The following is a 16,430-nucleotide window of genomic DNA, read 5'->3' as shown; positions in this document are numbered from 1 at the left end:
TTTACTCAAAAAATCGCCTTCCCTCCCGTTGCATTTTACGTAGCAAGGGACTACACCTATAACGATCCTCGTGATATTCATTATAGAGGCCGTCCATTTTATCAACACACCAAGCCACTCCCTTTTCGTCCGCCCAGGCCAATAATCCCTTCGGATAGTTTACCCCCTTGGTCATGGCATTGTCAATATCCTCGGCCGAGGCCACGTTTAAGAACAGCGCATCCGCCGCCTCATTCATCAACATCACCAGGACCCGATTGAAAATAGTTTCGTTCAAAGCCGTCTCGACTACACTCGACGGGGTAGATGATTCGTCCACTCTTTTTCCGTTTTCATCGTAATGATAATATCCCCGACCTGTTTTTCTTCCCAAATAGCCTGCTTCTGAATAGCGTTTCTGCGTAAACGACGGTTTATAGCGTGGGTCGGAATAAAAGGCCTTAAAAACGGTCTCCGTGACCACATAATTGACATCATTGCCAATAAAATCCATCAGTTCAAAAGGTCCCATCCGAAATCCGCCCAAAGTCTTCATACTCTGGTCTATAATAGTAAAATCAGCGATTCCCTCTTCGTAGATACGGAGTGCTTCCCCATAAAAAGGCCGTGCTACACGATTTACGATAAAGCCGGGCGTGTCCTTGGCCACTGCCACCGTCTTCTTCCAATCCGTAATAAGTTGCACCGTGGTATCCAACACAGGGGTCGTGGTCTGTACCGCTGGAATCACCTCTACCAATTTCATGAGCGGTGCGGGATTGAAAAAGTGAATGCCTATACAGCGTTCCGGTCGTTCCAGGGACGCTGCAATGGAGGTTACCGATAGGGAGGAGGTATTTGTTGCTATGATGGTATTTTCTGAAACATAGGTTTCCAATTCGGCAAAAACGCTTTGTTTTATTCCTAAATCCTCAATGATGGCCTCAATGGTCAGTTCAGAATCGCCCAAGTCCTTTAGCTTATCTACATAGGAAATATTTCCCTGGATCCTAGATTTTTCCGCAGCATCCATACGTCCCTTGTCGATAAGTCGGGAAAGTACTTTTTCCAATGCCTTTTGGCTTTTGTCCAAAGCGCTACGATTGGTATCGTACAGTTTTACCCGGCAACCAGAAGTGGCCGCTACCTGCGCAATACCACTTCCCATGGTCCCAGCACCTAATATTCCTACCTTCATCCGTTTTTACTTTCCTTTAAATTCAGGTTTTCTTTTTTCCATAAAAGCGGCCACACCTTCCCTGTAATCTTCACTTTGGGACACTTCTATCTGATATTTGGACTCCAAGGCCAATTGCGATTGCAAATTGTTCGTCATGGATTCGTTAAAGAGTTTTTTTATCGCACCTAGTGCTTTAGTGGGCATTTGGGCCATTTTATGGGCCAATTTATCAACCACTTCCTGAAATTCCTCTGAAGGCACCTGTTTGTAGACCATCCCCAGACGTTCCGCTTCTTCAGCACTTACCTTGTCGCCCAGCATGGCCAGGGCCGAAGCCTTTTGAAAACCAATCAATCGGGGCAAAAGGAAGGTACCCCCGCTATCGGGAACGAGTCCTATTTTGCTGAACGCCTGAATGAAGCTTGCTCCCTCATGGGCCACTACCACATCACAGGCCAGGGCAATATTGGCCCCTGCACCGGCAGCCACCCCATTTACCGCCGCGATTATGGGTTTTTCAATGGTCCTGATTCGGGAAATGATCGGGTTATAGTGCTCTTCCAATATTTTCTGAAATCCAGGATTTAGCTCAGGGCTTGTAACTTCCTTAAGGTCCTGACCAGCGCAAAACGCTTTCCCGTTTCCGGTGAGGACTATGGCCCTTACGGTCTCATCTTTTTCACAAAGATCCAGTTTATCCTGAAAGTTCAACGCCATTTCACGATTGAAACTGTTGAATACTTCTGGCCGGTTCAGGGCAAGATACCCTATGTTGTTTTCAATTTTAAATTCAATCGAATCACTCCCCATATTTTGTTATTTTAAGCACTTAAAATAATCAAACGGTTCCTGGCAATCTATACATTGGAACAACGCCTTGCAGGCGGTGGATCCAAACTGGCTTACCAGTCTGGTATTCCGGGAACCGCAATTGGTGCACTTCACTATTTTTTTATGCCCTAAGAGCGCTTCCTTATCGGCCTCGGCTCCCAAGGGTGCCGCTATGCCGTAATCTTCCAAGGCCCGACGTCCTTTTTCCGTTATCCAGTCGGTGGTCCAGGCCGGGGTAAGCACCAACTCTACTTTGGCCTGGTACCCTGCCCTGTTCAAAGCCGATATGATATCGTCACCAATAACATCCATGGCCGGACACCCACTATAGGTAGGGGTAATCTGTACCTTGACGTTATCATTTTCGATAAGCGCAGAGCGCACAACGCCCATCTCCAGAATGGACAATACCGGAATTTCGGGATCCGATACCTTTTCCAGAATTGGAATCAATTGCTCCGCTATGTATACTTTTTCGGCTGTCATCTCCTCTTACCACTCCAAATTGGGATAGGTACGCTGCATATATTGCAAATCGTTCAATAAATACCCCATATGTTCGGTATGTACCCCATTCTTCCCTCCTTTTTGAAACCATTTGGATTCGGGAATGTCCAAGGTGGCCTCCTTCAAAATTTCGGTAAGTGCATGGTAGTACGCTTCTTTTAACTTAGCGGTATCCACTCCGATACCCTCTACGATCATGGCCTTATCCGCTTCCGTTTGATGAAACAATTCGTCCGTATAGGTCCATAGGTCGTTGATCGCGTTTTGCATTTTTAAGCGGCTTTCCTCGGTTCCATCCCCTAAGCGTTTCACCCAATCGGATGAAAAACGATAATGATAACTTACCTCCTTGATCGCTTTCTTGGCAATGGCCGATATGGTGATATCGTGGCTGTGCTGCAGTTCCTGTAAAAATAGCAGGTGAAATGCATCAAACAAGAACTGCCGACCTATGGTATAGGCAAAATCGGTGTTGGGTTGCTCTACCAATAGCACATTCACATATTCCCTTTCGGTCCTTAAAAAAGCAATATCGTCCTCTTTGGCATCTCCTCCTTTGAGTTGGGCCGCGTACTGAAAATAGCTCCTGGCCTGTCCCAATAGATCCAAGGAAATATTGGTGCAGGCAATATCGGTTTCCAAATTGGGTCCATGGCCACATAGCTCGCCCAAGCGTTGTCCCAGTACAAGACTGTTATCCGCGATGCCCAGGACATATTGGTATAAAAAATTATTGCTCATACTACGATTTCAATAATGAGATGTTTTGGTTTCAAGTCCAATTACATGTGTTTTACCTCATCGGGTAAATTATAAAATGTTGGATGACGATATACTTTGTCCTGAGCCGGTTCAAACAGCTCTCCATTGTTATCCGGATTGGATGCCGTAATATGTTTGGATTCCACTACCCAAATGCTTACCCCTTCATTTCGACGGGTATAGACATCGCGGGCGTTTTCCAATGCCATTTCCGCATCTGCGGCATGCAGACTGCCAAAGTGGCGATGCTCCAATCCATTTTTGCTACGTACAAATATTTCCCAAAGTGGCCAATTTTTCTTCATAACGTTTTCTCCCTTGCGTTCACCTGTCTTGAAGAACGGATGTGTGCAAGGCCTTGTTTATCCTACTTTTTTTGTTTTTCTACTTTGTTTTTTCTCTGCATGGGCCATGGCGGCATCCCGGACCCATTGTCCGCGTTCCCAGGCCCCAACCCGGGCATTCATGCGCTCCCTGTTACAGGGTCCATGTCCTTTTACCACCTGCCAAAACTCATCCCAATCGATTTTTCCAAAATCATAGTGTCCTCCCTCTTCATTCCATTTTAAATCGGGGTCGGGAACGGTCAAGCCGATCAGTTCGGCCTGAGGTACGGTCTGATCTATAAATTGTTGACGCAGCTCATCATTGGTCTTGCGCTTAAGCTTCCATTTCATGGACTGTTCCGTGTGGACCGATTCCGCATCGGTTGGCCCAAACATCATCAGGGATGGCCACCACCAGCGGTTCAACGCGTCCTGCGCCATTTCTTTTTGATCCGGTGACCCCTGTGCCAATTTCATCATAATTTCAAAACCTTGGCGCTGGTGAAAACTTTCTTCCTTACATACCCGTACCATGGCCCTGGCGTATGGTCCGTAAGAGGTATTGCACAAAGGCACTTGATTGATAATGGCCGCGCCATCTACCAACCAACCTATGGCGCCGATATCGGCCCAGGTAACGGTAGGATAATTAAAAATACTGGAGTATTTTGCCTTGCCGGTATGCAGTTGTTCATAGAGCTCCTCACGTGAAATTCCCAAGGTCTCGCAAGCACTGTACAGGTATAGGCCATGACCGGCCTCATCCTGTACCTTGGCCAAAAGGGCTACCTTGCGTCTAAGGGAAGGTGCACGGGTAATCCAATTGCCTTCGGGCAACATGCCCACAATTTCGGAATGTGCGTGCTGTGATATTTGCCGAATGTGCGTCTTTCGATACTTTTCGGGCATCCAATCCTTGGGTTCAATTTTTTCATCGCGCGCTATGCGTGCTTCAAACTGTGCTTCCAAATCCTTTATCTGCGCTTCACTCATACTATATGGTTATACAAAATTCGGTTTATGGTAATCACCAGGCCTTATCATTCTACTAAACATCAAAATCCACAATTAGCTTTTTGGTGGTCGGGACGGCCTGGCACCCCAAAATAAAATTTTTCTTTACCTCATCTTCCTCCAAAGCGTAATTGACCTTCATTTCCACGGACCCTTCTACAAGTTTACATTTGCAGGTACTACACACTCCTCCCTTGCAGGCAAAAGGCAGATCGGCACCGGCGGCAAGTGCACTATCCAGGACGGTATCATGGGTGTCATCCATGGTAAAATGGAATTCCTTTCCGCCGTCAATAACGGTCACTTCGGTACCTTCGGCCTTATGTTCCAATATTTCGGCAATATGCCGATCCTTGTCCGGACTGTCCCCGGAGAAAAACAACTCGTAATGTATCCTATCTTCGGGCATACCCGCAGCGGTCAACTCGTCGCGGATCAAAAAAATCATCTCTTGGGGCCCACAGATAAAACAGGTATCGGTATCCGGCACATCGATAAAAGTCTTCGTTAAGGTCTGTAGCTTTTCAGACGTAAAGCGCCCGTTAAAAAACGGGATGTCCCTTTGCTCCTTGGTCAGGAAATAAAAAATTTCGAACCTTCCAAAAAAATGGTTTTTTAGCTGTTCTATCTCTTCCTTAAAGACTATGGACTGCACCGTTCGGTTAAGGTAAAACAATTTGAACGTACTATGGGGCTCTTGTAACAAGTGCGTCCTTATTATCGAAAGAATGGGCGTAATGCCGCTTCCTGCGGCAAAGGCGATATGGTTCCTTGCCCTTTTGGGCTCTATATCCACATAAAAGTGTCCGGTGGGTTCCATAATTTCCAGGGCGTCACCTGCATCCAACTCCGTATTGGCATAGGTAGAAAACACGCCTCCAGGTATTTGTTTGACCGCAACCCGCCATTGACCCTCCAGGGGACTTGAGCAGAGGGAATAGGAGCGGCGCACGTCTTCACCGTCGATGGTCTTTCGCAGTGTGAGGTGTTGTCCCTGTTTAAATGCAAAGGCATCCTTGAGATGCTCCGGAATATCCAGTGTAATCACGGAACAGTCCTTGGTTTCCTTATAAATATCCGCAATTTTTACCTGATGAAAATTTGCCATTTTGCTTACAATCTTCAAACTAACAATTGTTAGTTTCAGTAGCAAATTTACGAAATAAATTACAAAAAATTAGGGGTTAATTCCATTTATCAACACCTTGCTCAGTTCTGTCCCCAGTTTTTCAGCTTCCAAATCTTCCTTCTTGGGTATCCACAGATATAGGGAGCGCAGGGTAGACAACATGGAAAACAGCATGATTTCTGCATTGGCTTCTATAATCTCTTTATTTTTGATTCCCTCCTGAATGACATTTCTAAAATCATCTTCATAGTCGAGCCGTAGTTTTAAATAGTACTGCTGCTGTTCTTCTAGGTGCATCCAATCATTGTTTAATGAAGCCATGCCATCAGTATTTCTACTGGTAATATCCACATGCAGGGCCACAATTTGCTCCAATTTTTCCAAGCTGTTCGCCTTGGCCTTCTTGATGGTTCCCATGCCCGCCGTAAATTCCTCGGCCAGGGCAATGATGATGGCAATAAGGATATCTTGCTTGGAACTGATATGGTTGTACAGACTCGCTGCCTTGATGCCCATGGCCTTGGCTATGTCCCGCATGGTTACCGCACTGTATCCTTTTTCCTTAAAGAGTTTTGCCGAAGTTTTTACAATTTCGTCCTTTCTGGTTTCTGCTCTCATAATAGCGCTATAGTGTTCCCAAATTTAGTGGATAAAATAATACCGTGGCCAACGCTCATCACATCCCGATTAATTCATAGCTTTGTGATGTCTCTTAGATCAAAACGGCAAGGTTCCATGGGCATAGCAATTGAGTCAAATCCACTACTGGACAGGCTCCCTCTTCATCTTAAACAATTCATTAAACCCCAGGATTATGAAGATTATTCTCCAATAGATCAGGCGGTATGGCGCTATGTGATGCGCAAAAATGTCTCCTATTTGAGCAGTGTGGCCCATGAATCGTACCGAGAGGGCTTACAAAAGTCGGGGATTACCATAGACAACATTCCCAGCATGTACGGTATGAACCGTATACTAAAGGAAATCGGTTGGGCCGCTGTTGCCGTAGATGGTTTTATCCCACCTAATGCCTTTATGGAGTTCCAAGCCTATAAAGTGCTCGTCATTGCTTCGGATATTCGGCAGTTGGAGCATATTACCTATACCCCGGCCCCTGATATCATTCACGAAGCGGCTGGTCATGCCCCTATTATTGCCAATCCCGATTATGCCGAATACCTGAGAAGATTTGGGGAAATTGGGGCAAAGGCAATATTGTCCTCACATGACAACGAGGTCTACGAAGCGGTTCGCAAACTATCCATTCTTAAAGAAGCGCCAAACGCTACCCCTAAGGCTATTGAAGCAGCGGAGCAGGAAGTAAACACGCTCCAAAACAAAAAAGTGCCGCTTTCGGAAATGGCCCAAATTAGAAACTTACACTGGTGGACGGTAGAGTACGGGTTGATAGGCCCATTGGAGCGCCCAAAAATCTATGGAGCAGGTTTACTATCTTCCATAGGGGAGAGCCAGTGGTGTTTAACCGATGAAGTGCAAAAGATACCCTACACCGTGGCAGCGGCCCAGCAGGAATTCGACATCACCAAACCTCAGCCCCAACTTTATGTAACTCCGGATTTTGCTTATTTGATGGAGGTATTGGAGGAATTTTCCAACGGCCTGGCCCTGCGCAAAGGCGGCTTTAGGGGGCTGCAGAAATTAATCGATTCCAAGAAATTGGGCACCATAGAATTGAATACGGGCCTACAAATTTCAGGTGTCTTTACCCAAATGATCACGGACGAGGACAACCAGGTCGTTTTCTTCAAAACCGAGGGACCTACGGCTCTGGCCAACAGGGAAAAGGAACTTATAGGCCATGGTATAGCCGCTCATGCCCATGGGTTTAGTTCGCCTATCGGGAAATTGAAGGGCATTAACCTGGCCATCGAAAATATGGGTCCGCGGGATCTAAAGGCCTATAATTTCTACGACGGCAAGCGCATTTCCTTTGAATATGAAAGCGGTATTACCGTAGAAGGATTGAACATTACCGGCATACGGAACGTGAACGGGAAACTGATCCTGATCCAATTTGAGGATTGCACTGTGACCTATAAAGATGAGGTGCTGTTTAAACCGGAATACGGTACGTTTGACCTGGCCATAGGTTCCTCCGTAATTTCGGCCTACGCCGGATCGGCAGACTTTAGGTCCTTTGATGACCTCCATCAGGTTTCAAAAACCAAAACGGTAAAAGTCAAGAAAGACTCAAGGACATTGGCGTTGGAGCAGCTCTATCAACAGGTACGGGACATGCGCAGCAGCGCTGAAATGGATTGGGATGAAGTCAGGGCATTATTTAAAAGCTTACGGGAACATCATCCCAACGATTGGCTCCTCGCTGTAGAGCTGTACGAATTGACCAAGACAGGCAACGAAGAAAACCTTAGTGCTTCCCTTGCTGCCCATTTGGAAGTTATAAAACAAAACAATCCCCAACTAGGGCCTTTAATCGATTATGGTGTGACCCTGGTCGATGAGCTTGCGGTTCGTTAGTTTTAAGTCATCAAGATCGGAAATGGGATTTTCCTTATAGGTCAAGGTCCACCCCATGGAACTGGTAAGGACATAAAACTTGGCAAGTTCGCTCAACAAACGGTTTTCCGCGTTTGTTTTCAGGGACGAAGCCTCGATCTTTCTAGATAAGGAAGCGTTTATATTATCTTTTATTTTATTGTGATCCTCTGCGCTGAACTGATTAAAGTAGTCAGAAGTAAGGTCGTAGTATTCAAAATCGGGATTGATCTTTACTTCCGGCTCTGGAATTTCAAGAATGTTAAGGGTTTTGTGGGCTTCATCTACATGGAACCCGATCTTGCCCAAATCGTAGGCCACGGTAACTTCGGCATTTACTACTACCAAAGCCTTCTTATTTGCCCGTATCATTGAACCAAATAACTCTTGGGAATCCCTGTAATTGTATACTTCTGCAAAATGGCCTTCGGTCACGATCAATTTGGACACCTTTGTTATCTCTTGTTGAATAAGCATGGTGTTCTCTACCAATATTTCCTTGTCCCGTTTGTCATTTGCGCAGGAGCGGAAAATCAGGACCCCCGCCAGCGCAACCACCATACCCACCAATACTTTCCTCATACCTTGTATATCAATCGAATTTTATATAGGGATATCCCTTCTTAAGATACGTAATTTTATCCTGGAGCGATGTCAAAAACCGCTTGTGCTGTTCGGAATCGGGATGGAACGGCCGGTGTCCCAACCCTTTTTGTATCTCTTCAATTTGGTCCATTGTTTGATAGGCACTTTCCGCAATCCAAACCGACCTGAATTTTTCCCAGATATAAGCAATGGCCAGTGCATTGGGGTGGACCATGTCGGCTTCATAAAAACGGTAATCGCGCAGTTCGTCCATCATAAGCTCATAAGAAGGAAAATACTCCTCCCTCGTTGACCGTACTTGGCCAATGGCCGCAATCAGATGGGCCTTGCTCTGTTGGTTTTCCACAAAGCCATCCTTAAGATGTCGTACAGGGGACACGGTGTAAAGAATCGTGGCCTTTGGGTTGATTCCCAAAATAAGCGCCCTGCTTTTTTCCAAACTTTCAACAATAGCGGGTATGGAAAGGAGTTCTTTTGCAAAGGATTTCTGGGAAACCTTATGGCAGTTGGCCACCAGATCCCCAGAATCCAGAAGGCGATAGGCCCAGGCCGTTCCCAACGTAATGATGATATGGGAAGCCTGCTGCAGGTACTCCCGGGTGGTGGTGAGGGCGGTGTTTAATCTGTTCAATAAGGCCTCCCTGGAAACATTGCTCAAATCGGAATGGGCATTAAAACAATGCCATCGTTCCTGATGAAAGAAGATATCGCTTTCCGTGTAACTTTTTTCCAGGACAGCATCCGCTATGAGCTTTTCAATGGCCTTTGGGTGAAACAAGATTCCAAAGGGGTTTTGTTCGGTTTTGAACTTAAAATAATTCAATTTGGCGCCCATATTCTCCACAAAACAAGAGCCTAAAAGGAGTACTTCACTATGGTAGTCAATCGGGTTGACCGGTCTGTTGAGCAGAATTTTGGTCTGTAATTTCATCTTTGGAGCTCGAGGTTTAATAACAATCGTCCAATCCGGCGAGCATATTCTTGTAATCGGCTACCAGCTGCGGATTCAGCTGATTGATAAATTCCAATATCTTGAGCAAAAGTTCAATGTTGCCCACCTGTAGTGCCTCCGAGGCCTTGCCCATTTCACGCTGTACCATATCCTGGAGACTGTACATATCCTCCAGCGCGTAAAGGCACTCATAGGCAAATTCATTGGCTATGGCAGTGCCTTTGGCCGTTTCCCAAGCAATTTTGCTCAGCTCGGTCAACTCCAAATTGATAAAGGTTCCCCCAGTATATGCAAAGCGATTGTCCCCAAGAGGTACTGAGTCCGTAACGGTATAGAAACCCGGGAACTGTGCTTGAAATTTTCGGATGGTTTGAGGAGTAGCCTGTATAACACCTGCATCCCCGGAAGTCATTCCCTCATAGATCTTTATGGACTTAGGAATCTGTTGGTTGTTTTTTTCCGCATTGGCAAGGTCCTCCAAATTGTTCTGTATCTCCTTTTGGATCATGTGCAGGGCGGTCTTTTTCTTTTTATCGATTTCCCTATTGGTATTCCAAGTATTGAACCATATGGCCAAATTGATGCCAATAAAGATCAACAGCACCTCTCCGGCGATGTATTTCCAATTGACCGTTCCTAGCTTAAACCTTCCCATTATGTGTCCAAATAGGTCTTTGCCTCGTTCAATGCTTCCGGGATACCGGCCGGATGTTTTCCTCCCGCGGTGGCAAAAAAGGGCTGACCGCCTCCGCCACCCTTGATATGGCTCCCCAGTTCCCGTACGATTGTGCCGGCATGCAAACCTCGTTCCTGGGCCAAAGCCTTGGAAATATAACACGTTAATATCGCTTTTCCCTGTTGTTCTGCTCCAAATAACAGAAATAGGTTCTCCCGCTCCTGGCCCATGGCAAAGGACAGGTCCTTGATACCTGCTGCATCCAGATCCACCTTTTTGGCCAAAAATTGCACTCCATTGATCTCTGTTAGTTCGTTCAATAGCGTGCCCTTTAAGTTTTTTGCCTTGTCCCTGAGCAATTGCTCGAGCTGTTTTCGCAATTTCGTGTTCTCTTCCTGCAACGCACGAACGGCGTTTGCCGGGTCTTTCGTATGGTTAAGGAGGCCGTTGATCTCCTGCAATTTGCTGTTGTTCTCAAAGTAAAAATCCTTGGCCAAATCGCCAGTAATGGCTTCAATCCGGCGTATCCCGGCAGCGATTGCCCCTTCAGAGACAATCTTAAAATGCCAGATATCGCTTGTATTCTGTACATGGGTTCCTCCACATAATTCAATGGATCGCCCAAAACGTATGGTACGTACCGTATCCCCATATTTTTCGCCGAAAAGTGCCATGGCCCCGGCCTTTAAGGCATCTTCCATAGATACGCTCCTATCCTCCTCCAGGGGCAAACGCCCATCGATACGGGCGTTGACAAAGTTTTCCACCTCCTTTAGCTCTTCGTCCGTTAGTTTGGCAAAATGGGAAAAATCGAACCGTAGATATTTGGAATGTACGGCAGATCCTTTCTGCTCTACATGGGGGCCCAGAATTTCGCGAAGTGCTTGGTGCAGCAGGTGGGTAGCCGTGTGGTTGCTAGCTGTACGCTGGCGTTGCTTTTCATCAACAGAAGCGTGTAGGGTTTCCTCCAAATGTTTTGGCAGGTTCTTGGTAAAGTGCACAATTTCGTTGTTCTCCTTTTTGGTATCCAAGATATAGACCACATCCCCATTGGGCACCTCCAAATATCCCTTGTCCCCTACCTGACCGCCTCCTTCTGGATAAAAGGGTGTACGGTCCAATACCAACTGGTATTGCTTTCCTTCCTTTTTGGAGATAATTTTTCGATATTTTACCAATTTAACATCGGTCTCCAAGAGGTCGTAGCCAACAAATTCAGGGGTAACATCTGGCACCAGTACCGTCCAGTCCTCCTTGGATACTTCCGAGGCGGATCTGGATCGCTCCTTCTGCTCCTGCATGGCCTTTTCAAAGCCTGTTTCATCAAGGCGATACCCCTTTTCATCCAAAATCAAGGCCGTAAGGTCTATAGGGAAACCGTAGGTGTCATACAGTTCAAAGGCCTTTTTCCCATCCACTACCTTCCCCTCGGTATCTTTTATAGTGGTGTTTAACAAGACCAAACCGTTCTCCAAGGTTTTGAGGAACGACTGTTCCTCTTCCTTGATTACGTTCTCGATCAACTGGCGTTGTTCCTTTAATTCTGGGAAAGCCTTGCCCATGACATCTGTGAGCACCCTTACCAAACGATGGATGAAAGGTTTGTTCATACCCAAATAGCTGTAGCCGTATCGGACGGCACGCCGTAGTATCCTCCGGATCACATAACCTGCACCCGTATTGCTGGGCAGCTGCCCATCAGCGATGGAAAAGGCAATGGCCCGCACATGATCCGCTACTACCCTAAAGGCCACATCGGTCAGGGGGCTGGTCTTATCGCTGACACCGTAGGTGCTTCCTGTAATGGCTGCAATTTCCTTGATCAAGGGGGTAAAAAGATCGGTATCGTAGTTCGATTCCACCCCCTGCAATACCATGCAGAGGCGTTCAAAGCCCAGGCCCGTATCCACATGCTTGGCCGGAAGTGATTCCAACGTTCCGTTGGCCTTGCGGTTGTACTCCATAAAGACCAAATTCCAGATCTCTACCACCAAAGGGTGGTCCTTGTTGACCAGGGTAGCTCCGGGAACCTTGGCCTTCTCTTCCTTGGGCCGGATATCCACATGGATTTCCGAACAGGGTCCACAAGGTCCCTGATCGCCCATTTCCCAGAAATTGTCCTTCTTATTGCCCATGATGATCCGGTCTTCAGGGACAATGGCTTTCCAAAGATTATAGGCCTCCTGATCCATCTGTAGCTTATCGGCATCATCGCTTCCTTCGAAAACGGAGACATAAAGGCTATCCTTATCAATTTTATAGACCTTAGTAAGCAATTCCCAGGCCCAGCCTATGGCCTCTTTCTTGAAATAATCGCCAAAACTCCAGTTGCCCAACATTTCGAACATGGTATGGTGATAGGTGTCTTTCCCCACCTCTTCCAGATCATTGTGCTTTCCACTTACCCGAAGGCACTTTTGGGAATCTGTTATCCGTAGCTCGGTGGCCTTGGTATTCCCAAGAAAGAACTCCTTAAACTGGTTCATTCCGGCGTTGGTGAACATCAAAGTGGGATCATCTTTAATGACCATAGGCGCGGAAGGAACCACTTTATGCTTCTTTTCTTTAAAAAAGTCTAGAAATTGGGTTCTTATTTCTTGGGATTTCATTCGAAAAAGGTAAGCTTTTAATAAATTTAACAGATTATATAAAACAATTTTTATATTTGTTTGTTCTGATAAAACGAAAGGACAAAAATAGGACAAAATCCATTCATGTCTAAGGTAAAATATTATTACGACCCCGATACGCTTTCCTATCGGAAGATAGAGGCCAAAAAATCGCGAAAATATAGGAATATCCTATTTTTCCTGATGGGGGCCGCTCTATTCGGTTTTTTAGGGCTTACCGTGCTCTTGAACACCAACCTGTTGAACACCCCCAGGGAACTGTCCCTGCAAAGGGAGGTAAAGAACTACGAGCTCCAATTTGAACTGTTGGATAAAAAAATGGAGCAGATAGAACAGGTACTTACCAATATAGAAGATCGTGACAACAATATTTACCGACTTTATTTTGAGGCCAATCCCATTCCGGAAGAGCAGCGCCGAGCAGGCTTTGGAGGGGTAAATCGGTACAAATCGCTAGAGGGTTTCAACAATTCCGAAATGATCATATCCACGACCAAGCGCTTGGATATCATTCAAAAACAAATGGTGATACAGTCCAAATCGCTGGATGAGATTACAAAACTAGCAGAGGAAAAGGAAAAACTGTTGGCGGCCATCCCAGCCATACAACCTATAAACAATGAGAAATTGACCCGTATGGCCTCAGGTTTTGGGTGGCGTTCCGACCCCTTTACCAAGGCGAGAAAAATGCACTGGGGCATGGATTTTACCGCACCCAAGGGCATTCCGATCTACGCTACCGGTGACGGTAAGGTTATCCGTGCGGACAATGGCGCTTCGGGTTATGGCAAGCACATTCGAATAGACCATGGCTATGGCTACATGACCTTGTATGCCCATTTGAGCAAATACAATGTGAAGAAAAGACAAAAGGTAAAACGGGGTGATCTCATTGGCTTTGTGGGAAGTACCGGACGTTCCGAGGCCCCACATTTGCATTATGAGGTATGGAAGGACGATGCCCGCATTAACCCCATTAATTTCTATTATGGAAGTTTAACGGCGGAAGAATTTGAAAATATGTTGAAATACGCCTCTCAGGAAAACCAATCCTTGGATTAATGCATATAGAATTACCCGAAAAAAGGTATTACGGAATTGGGGAAGTCGCCAAGGCCTTTGGCGTAAACACTTCGTTAATCCGCTTTTGGGAAAAGGAATTCGATGTATTGAAGCCTAAAAAGAATGCCAAGGGCAATCGCAAATTCACGCCCAAGGACATTACCAACCTACAGTTGATTTACCATCTCGTAAAAGAACGCGGATTTACCCTGGAAGGGGCCAAGACACATCTCAAGGAGGAAAAGTTGAAAACCTTGTCCAATTTTGAGGTCATTCAAAAGCTGGAACGCGTAAAGGCCGAGTTGGTAAAGATCAAAAATCAACTCTGAAAGCACTCAGAAAGCAGAGGTCAGAAGTCAGAAATCAGAACTGCCTATTGTTCAAGGTTGGGCATTGTTTATTGCTAATTGTTCACTGCAGGCGCCTACTTTCAACTGCACCAATTTGACCGGAATGGATTCCGCACTAAATGCGGAATGACTAACCGATACTACCATTTTCGCAGGATATTGATATCTGCAGTTCATCAACTAGCAACAGATTAAGGTAATAGCAAACTACCCTTCCATCCCCGACGCCAGCCTTGCTCGGCGGAAAGTACTTTCGGCACATAAGTTTTTCTATCCTTCCACCCCTAACGCTTCGGTCGGGGTCACCTTCCCCTAACAAAGGGAGGGAGCTACTTGGAACTACGAAGGTTGAATTGCGAATTGCGAACACGGAGCTTGATATTTAATACAAGTACAACAATCACCCGTAAGCCGTCAACAACTCACTGCCCACTGGTTCAAGATCCAAGGTTAGGTATTGCCAACTGTCAACTGTCAACTGTCAACTGTCAACAAACCTATTTCTTCCTCATAAAAATGGTGATGGGCACCCCGTTAAAATCAAAATGCTCCCGTAATTTGTTCTCCAAAAACCGTTTGTAAGGGTCCCTTACATATTGGGGCAGATTACAGAAAAAAGCGAACTGGGGATAGGGTGTGGGCAATTGGGTACAGAATTTGATCTTAACGAACTTTCCCTTGTATGCCGGGGGAGGTGTGTGCTCAATAATGGGTAACAGGGTATCGTTCAACTTTCGGGTTGGGACTCTTTTAGATCGATTCTTATACACCTCCACCGCGGTCTCTATCGCCTTAAAAATCCGTTGCTTGGTAAGCACCGAAATGAAGAGCACGGGAACATCCGTAAAGGGTTCTATGGCCTTTTTGATTTTTTGGGTGTACTGCTTAACCGAATGGGTATCCTTGTCCACCAAATCCCACTTGTTCACCAGAATAACGATTCCTTTGTTGTTCCTTTGGGCCAACCAAAAAATATTTTCCACCTGCCCGTCAAACCCCCTGGTGGCATCCAGTACCAGCAGGCATACATCACAATGTTCAATGGCTCTTACAGAACGCATTACAGAATAAAATTCCAGGTCTTCCTTCACCTTGGCCTTTCGCCGTATACCAGCGGTATCCACCAAATTGAATTCAAATCCAAAGCGATTGTAAGTGGTATCGATACTATCCCGGGTCGTTCCCGCTATATCGGTCACAATATACCGTTCTTCCCCGATCAGTGCATTGATAAAGGACGATTTTCCGGCGTTGGGCCTACCTACCACGGCAAAACGGGGCAGATCCTCACCTTGCTCCTCATGTTCCGGCAACACCGCTACCAAGGCGTCCAACAATTCGCCGGTACCGCTACCATTGATACTGGAAAGGGTGTAGTATTCCCCCAAGCCCAAGGAGTAGAATTCCACCGCATCCTCGGCACGTTTGGCATTGTCTACCTTATTGACCGCCAAAAAAACCGGCTTGTCTGCCCGACGCAACAATTTGGCCACATCCTCATCCATACCGGTTATCCCGGTTTCCACATCTACCATAAATATTACGGCATCGGCCTCTTCAATGGCCAGCTCTACTTGTTTGTCTATTTCCTGTTCAAAAATGTCGTCACTGCCCAACACATAACCCCCGGTATCGATCAGGGAAAATTCCTTCCCGTTCCAATCACTTTTCCCGTAATGGCGATCACGCGTAACCCCGCTAGCGGCATCTACAATGGCCTCTCTACGTTTGATCAAACGGTTAAAGAAAGTGGATTTGCCCACATTGGGTCTTCCTACAATGGCAACGATGGCACTCATTTCTTTGAATTAGGGCACAAAGGTAGCACTAATCCCAATAATACGAGTACTGCCCGGCCGTAAAGTGGACGGAGAAGGTTTTTGATTTTTTCGTTTTCCCGGAAAGTCCA

Annotated in this window: 16 protein-coding genes; 3 read left to right on the top strand and 13 right to left on the bottom strand. The window is 46.1% G+C overall.

The genetic code is table 11. From position 1 onward, the window contains the following. Position 1: 1 nt before the first annotated feature. From ACRD67_RS18100 to ACRD67_RS18065, 8 genes are all read right to left on the bottom strand, one after another. Positions 2–1,177, bottom strand: a complete 1,176-nt coding sequence (locus tag ACRD67_RS18100) for a 3-hydroxyacyl-CoA dehydrogenase NAD-binding domain-containing protein (protein WP_430968635.1) — start codon at positions 1,175–1,177, stop codon at positions 2–4. A 6-nt stretch (positions 1,178–1,183) separates the two neighbouring features. Then, positions 1,184–1,969, bottom strand: coding sequence for an enoyl-CoA hydratase-related protein (locus ACRD67_RS18095; RefSeq protein WP_430968634.1), 786 nt, complete (start codon positions 1,967–1,969; stop codon positions 1,184–1,186). 6 nt (positions 1,970–1,975) lie between these two features. Further along, positions 1,976–2,476, bottom strand: coding sequence for a 1,2-phenylacetyl-CoA epoxidase subunit PaaD (gene paaD, locus ACRD67_RS18090; protein WP_430968633.1), 501 nt, complete (start codon positions 2,474–2,476; stop codon positions 1,976–1,978). 6 nt (positions 2,477–2,482) lie between these two features. Continuing rightward, positions 2,483–3,238: a 1,2-phenylacetyl-CoA epoxidase subunit PaaC gene (paaC, locus tag ACRD67_RS18085; RefSeq protein WP_430968632.1), complete on the bottom strand. Its 756-nt coding sequence runs from the start codon at positions 3,236–3,238 to the stop codon at positions 2,483–2,485. Between the two features lie 41 nt (positions 3,239–3,279). Then, positions 3,280–3,564 (bottom strand): 1,2-phenylacetyl-CoA epoxidase subunit PaaB, encoded by a 285-nt coding sequence (gene paaB / locus ACRD67_RS18080; RefSeq protein WP_430968631.1) that lies wholly within the window; start codon positions 3,562–3,564, stop codon positions 3,280–3,282. A gap of 57 nt (positions 3,565–3,621) precedes the next feature. Further along, positions 3,622–4,578 carry a 1,2-phenylacetyl-CoA epoxidase subunit PaaA gene (paaA, locus tag ACRD67_RS18075; protein ID WP_430968630.1) on the bottom strand — a complete coding sequence of 319 codons (957 nt, stop codon included), beginning with the start codon at positions 4,576–4,578 and terminating at the stop codon, positions 3,622–3,624. Between the two features lie 55 nt (positions 4,579–4,633). Continuing rightward, positions 4,634–5,707, bottom strand: coding sequence for a 1,2-phenylacetyl-CoA epoxidase subunit PaaE (gene paaE, locus ACRD67_RS18070; protein ID WP_430968629.1), 1,074 nt, complete (start codon positions 5,705–5,707; stop codon positions 4,634–4,636). Between the two features lie 69 nt (positions 5,708–5,776). Beyond that, positions 5,777–6,346, bottom strand: coding sequence for a TetR/AcrR family transcriptional regulator (locus ACRD67_RS18065; protein WP_430968628.1), 570 nt, complete (start codon positions 6,344–6,346; stop codon positions 5,777–5,779). A 117-nt stretch (positions 6,347–6,463) separates the two neighbouring features. Here ACRD67_RS18065 and ACRD67_RS18060 point away from each other — a divergent pair, with 117 nt between their 5' ends. Then, on the top strand, positions 6,464–8,227 hold the full coding sequence (locus ACRD67_RS18060) for an aromatic amino acid hydroxylase (protein WP_430968627.1): 1,764 nt from the start codon (positions 6,464–6,466) through the stop codon (positions 8,225–8,227). On the opposite strand, the gene ACRD67_RS18055 is transcribed toward ACRD67_RS18060, so the two are convergent. The 4 genes from ACRD67_RS18055 to alaS are packed head-to-tail and all read right to left on the bottom strand — an operon-like array spanning position 8,180 to position 13,088. Beyond that, positions 8,180–8,827 (bottom strand): DUF4230 domain-containing protein, encoded by a 648-nt coding sequence (locus ACRD67_RS18055; RefSeq protein ID WP_430968626.1) that lies wholly within the window; start codon positions 8,825–8,827, stop codon positions 8,180–8,182. The genes ACRD67_RS18060 and ACRD67_RS18055 overlap by 48 nt on opposite strands. A gap of 10 nt (positions 8,828–8,837) precedes the next feature. Further along, positions 8,838–9,782: a GSCFA domain-containing protein gene (locus tag ACRD67_RS18050; protein WP_430968625.1), complete on the bottom strand. Its 945-nt coding sequence runs from the start codon at positions 9,780–9,782 to the stop codon at positions 8,838–8,840. 16 nt (positions 9,783–9,798) lie between these two features. Beyond that, complete coding sequence (locus ACRD67_RS18045; protein ID WP_430968624.1) at positions 9,799–10,458, bottom strand: hypothetical protein; 660 nt, start codon at positions 10,456–10,458, stop codon at positions 9,799–9,801. After that, positions 10,458–13,088, bottom strand: a complete 2,631-nt coding sequence (gene alaS, locus ACRD67_RS18040; protein ID WP_430968623.1) for an alanine--tRNA ligase — start codon at positions 13,086–13,088, stop codon at positions 10,458–10,460. Before alaS ends, ACRD67_RS18045 begins: the two co-directional genes overlap by 1 nt. Before the next feature lie 105 nt (positions 13,089–13,193). Here alaS and ACRD67_RS18035 point away from each other — a divergent pair, with 105 nt between their 5' ends. Together ACRD67_RS18035 and ACRD67_RS18030 are read left to right on the top strand one after the other, a co-directional pair. Then, positions 13,194–14,171 carry a M23 family metallopeptidase gene (locus ACRD67_RS18035; RefSeq protein WP_430968622.1) on the top strand — a complete coding sequence of 326 codons (978 nt, stop codon included), beginning with the start codon at positions 13,194–13,196 and terminating at the stop codon, positions 14,169–14,171. After that, the gene (locus ACRD67_RS18030; RefSeq protein WP_430968621.1) at positions 14,171–14,500 is read left to right on the top strand and encodes a MerR family transcriptional regulator; all 330 of its coding nucleotides are present in this window, start codon (positions 14,171–14,173) and stop codon (positions 14,498–14,500) included. The genes ACRD67_RS18035 and ACRD67_RS18030 overlap by 1 nt, the downstream gene beginning before the upstream one ends. Before the next feature lie 518 nt (positions 14,501–15,018). On the opposite strand, the gene der is transcribed toward ACRD67_RS18030, so the two are convergent. Beyond that, the gene (gene der / locus ACRD67_RS18025) at positions 15,019–16,320 is read right to left on the bottom strand and encodes a ribosome biogenesis GTPase Der (protein ID WP_430968620.1); all 1,302 of its coding nucleotides are present in this window, start codon (positions 16,318–16,320) and stop codon (positions 15,019–15,021) included. Positions 16,321–16,430 lie beyond the last annotated feature (110 nt).

Source organism: Eudoraea algarum, assembly GCF_050589645.1.
Taxonomy (GTDB): Bacteria; Bacteroidota; Bacteroidia; order Flavobacteriales; family Flavobacteriaceae; genus JBNGOQ01.
Note: the sequence above shows the minus strand (reverse complement) of the source record. Positions and strands in the feature narration are given on the sequence as shown.